The sequence below is a fragment of the Lentzea sp. NPDC060358 genome, from assembly GCF_042725365.1.
In the GTDB taxonomy this organism is placed as follows: Bacteria; Actinomycetota; Actinomycetes; order Mycobacteriales; family Pseudonocardiaceae; genus Lentzea.
In genome coordinates, this window is sequence record NZ_JBHXCW010000417.1 from 1 (window position 1) to 3,448 (window position 3,448).

2 protein-coding genes are annotated in these 3,448 nt (G+C 68.8%); one reads left to right on the top strand and one right to left on the bottom strand.

Features of this window, described 5'->3' with window-relative positions; translation table 11 throughout:
* Positions 1-37: 37 nt before the first annotated feature.
* Positions 38-1,834 carry a proteasome ATPase gene (gene arc, locus ACFWGZ_RS40285; protein WP_382456850.1) on the bottom strand — a complete coding sequence of 599 codons (1,797 nt, stop codon included), beginning with the start codon at positions 1,832-1,834 and terminating at the stop codon, positions 38-40.
* Positions 1,835-2,551: 717 nt separating this feature from the next.
* On the opposite strand from arc, the gene ACFWGZ_RS40290 reads away from it, so the two are divergent.
* Positions 2,552-3,433, top strand: a complete 882-nt coding sequence (locus ACFWGZ_RS40290; protein ID WP_382456851.1) for a hypothetical protein — start codon at positions 2,552-2,554, stop codon at positions 3,431-3,433.
* Positions 3,434-3,448 lie beyond the last annotated feature (15 nt).

Sequence of the window (3,448 nt, forward strand, 5' to 3'; positions counted from 1 at the left end):
GCCGGGATTCGGCCGGGGCGGTTCGGTTCGAAGCGTCCTACAGGTAGGTGCCGGTGTTCGTGGCCGTGTCGATCGCGCGGCCGGTGTCCTGGTTCTTCCCGGTGACGAGCGTGCGGATGTAGACGATCCGCTCGCCCTTCTTGCCCGAGATGCGCGCCCAGTCGTCCGGGTTCGTCGTGTTCGGCAGGTCCTCGTTCTCGGCGAACTCGTCGAGGATGGCCGCCTGCAGGTGCCGGACCGAGAGGCCGGGCTGCTTGGTGTCGAGCAGCGACTTGATCGCCGCCTTCTTGGCCCTGTCGACGATGTTCTGGATCATGGCGCCGGAGTTGAAGTCCCGGAAGTACAGGACCTCCTTGTCACCGTTGGCGTAGGTGACCTCCAGGAACCGGTTGTCCTCGGACTCCTCGTACATGCGCTCCACGGTGTGCTGCACCATGCCCTCGATGCAGGCCTTCGGGTCCCCGCCGAACTCGGCGAGGTCGTCGGCGTGCAGCGGGAGGTTGGGCGTCAGGTACTTGTTGAAGATGTCCTTCGCGCCCTCGGCGTCCGGCCGCTCGATCTTGATCTTCACGTCGAGCCGGCCGGGACGCAGGATCGCCGGGTCGATCATGTCCTCGCGGTTGGAGGCGCCGATGACGATGACGTTCTCCAGGCCCTCGACGCCGTCGATCTCGGCGAGGAGCTGGGGCACGATCGTCGTCTCGACGTCGGACGACACACCCGAACCACGGGTGCGGAAGATCGAGTCCATCTCGTCGAAGAACACGATCACCGGGGTGCCGTCGGACGCCTTCTCGCGAGCCCGCTGGAAGATCAGGCGGATGTGCCGCTCGGTCTCACCGACGAACTTGTTGAGCAGCTCGGGGCCCTTGATGTTGAGGAAGTACGACTTCGCCTGCTTGTCGGTCTCGCCGCGGATCTCCCGCACCTTCTTGGCCAGCGAGTTCGCCACCGCCTTGGCGATGAGCGTCTTGCCGCAGCCGGGAGGGCCGTAGAGCAGCACGCCCTTGGGCGGGCGCAGCTCGTACTCGCGGAAGAGGTCGGCGTGCAGGAACGGCAGCTCCACGGCGTCGCGGATCTGCTCGATCTGCCGGGAGAGGCCACCGATGTCGTTGTAGTCGATGTCCGGGACCTCCTCGAGCACGAGGTCCTCGACCTCGGCCTTGGGGACCCGTTCGTAGGCGAAGCCCGCCTTCGAGTCGACCAGCAGCGAGTCGCCGGGCTTGAGCGGCGAGTCGAGCAGCGGCTGGGCGAGCCAGACCACCCTCTCCTCGTCCGCGTGGCCGACGACCAGCGCACGACCGATGAGGCCGTCCCCCTCGTCGAGGAGCACCTCCCGGAGCGCGCAGACCTCGCCGGACCGCTCGAACCCGCCGGCCTCGACCACGGTCAGCGCCTCGTTGAGGCGGACGGACTGGCCGAAGTCCAGCTTCTCCGGTTCGACCGCGGGGGACACGGCCACGCGCATCCGTCGGCCGGACGTGAAGACGTCCACCGTCCCGTCGTCGAAGCGCGCCATGAAGACGCCGTACCCGCTGGGCGGCTGGGCCAGCCGGTCGACTTCCTCACGCAACGCGAGCAGCTGGCTTCGTGCTTCGCGGAGGGTGTCTATGAGCTTCGTGTTTCGCTCGGTCAGCTGGCTGACGCGCTCGGTCGCCTCAGCCAGACGCTGCTCGAGCAACCGCGTGTGCCGCGGCGACTCGGTCAGCTTGCGACGCAACGACGCGATCTCGTCCTCGAGGAACCTGATCTGCGCTGTCAGCTCAGCAGAATTGATGCTCTGGTTCAGCTCGCCACCCTCATCGGGTTGGCTGCCGGGATGACCGTGCTGCATGTCGGCACCCTCCTCCCGTGTTCGTACCGATTACGGTACCGGCGATCACCGACAAAATGGGGTACTCACAACATCATCTTCGCTCGTGTGACGCAATGACATGACCTCCAACGGGGGTCCGCTGCTCCATCTCGGTGTCGGCCGCGACCGCCCACCGGCTACCGTGCGTCTCACCGGCGACCACCGGCGTTTCGTCCCGCGACACGCCGCCGACCTGCGAGAAGACCGGGAATGAGGGGACATGGGAGCACCGGGGCGCACGCCCGGCCCCCACCGTCCGCGACCACGCCCGGACGACCGCGGACACGGGTGGTGCGGCTCGCGGGCCGCCGACGAGCGGCGATCCGCCGCCGTCCCACCAGGTGGACCATCGGTTGATCCGTTCGGTGGTCACGCACCGCAACACCCCTCGTTCGAGCTCCTCGCGGGCCGCTCTCGAGCGGGCCTGCGGGCGGACCGGCGGGCGTGCGGCCAACCGGGTGGCGCCGCCGACGCGTCCGGCGCACCACCCCGACAGCGCAGAGCATCGCGCTCGAGCGCCGCTGGAGTTGCCACAATCGTTATCAGACACGGCCTTCGCGTGACCGGAAGGAAACTCGAAGTGATGTGCGCGACCTCTTCCGCGCGTGTCGGCAGGACCCATTCGGCCGCGAGCGGGCCGGTGGCGTACGACAATGTCCGGAGAAAGACCACCTCATCCGCATCGGGGGAGTTTCGATGACCTACCCGCCGCAGCAGCCCGGGCCCTACGGGCAGCAGCCGCCGCCCGGTGGGCCGTACGGGCAGCAGCCGCCGCAGCAGCCGGGTCACGGCCAGCAGCCGCAGCCCGGTTACGGCCAGCAGCCGGGGCAGTACGGCCAGCCGCAGCAGGACCCGTTCGGCCAGGGACCGCAGAGCGGGGGTTTCCCGCAGCAGGGCCAGCCCGCACCGCAGAGCGGCGGCTTCCCGCAGCAGGGCCAGTACGGCCAGCCCCAGACGGGGCCGTACGGCCAGCCGCAGTACGGGCAGCCGCAGACCGGCCCCTACGGGCAGCCGCAGTACGGCCAGCCCGGCCCCGGCGGGTTCGGCGGTCCGCCGCCCCCGCCGAAGAAGAGCAACACCGGCCTGATCATCGGGGCCGTTCTCGGCGTGCTGCTGCTCGTCGGCGGCGGCGTCACGGCCTTCGTCCTGTTCAGCGGCGGCGGTTCCGACTCCAGCACCTCGTCGTCCTCCGGCGGCGGTGACGACGCGGCGGACGTGAAGAAGGCCGCGGAGCAGTACTACGCCGCGAGCGCCGCGAAGAACGAGAGCAAGGCCAAGTCGATGGCGTGCTCCGAGGCCCTCAAGGAGGCCGAGGAGGCGGAGAAGAGGCTCACCCCGGAACAGCGCAAGCTGGCCGAGGAGCTCAAGAAGATGCCCGCGCCGAAGGTCGAGGTCAAGGACGTGAAGGTGTCCGGCGACACCGCGGACGTCGGCGTCTCCACCAAGGTGACGATCGGCACCGAGTCCAAGTCGTTCGACACCACGGTGAAGTTCAAGAAGGAATCGGGCGACTGGAAGTTCTGCACCCTCGCCAAGGACCTCAAGCTGCCGGACTTCGAGGCTCCGACCACCCGGTGAGCCGCGTTCCGCGTG

Bases quoted from the DNA above. Each gene is read 5' to 3' on its own strand.
- arc (WP_382456850.1), bottom strand. From the start codon at position 1,834: ATGCAGCACGGTCATCCCGGCAGCCAACCCGATGAGGGTGGCGAGCTG.
- ACFWGZ_RS40290 (WP_382456851.1), top strand. From the start codon at position 2,552: ATGACCTACCCGCCGCAGCAGCCCGGGCCCTACGGGCAGCAGCCGCCG.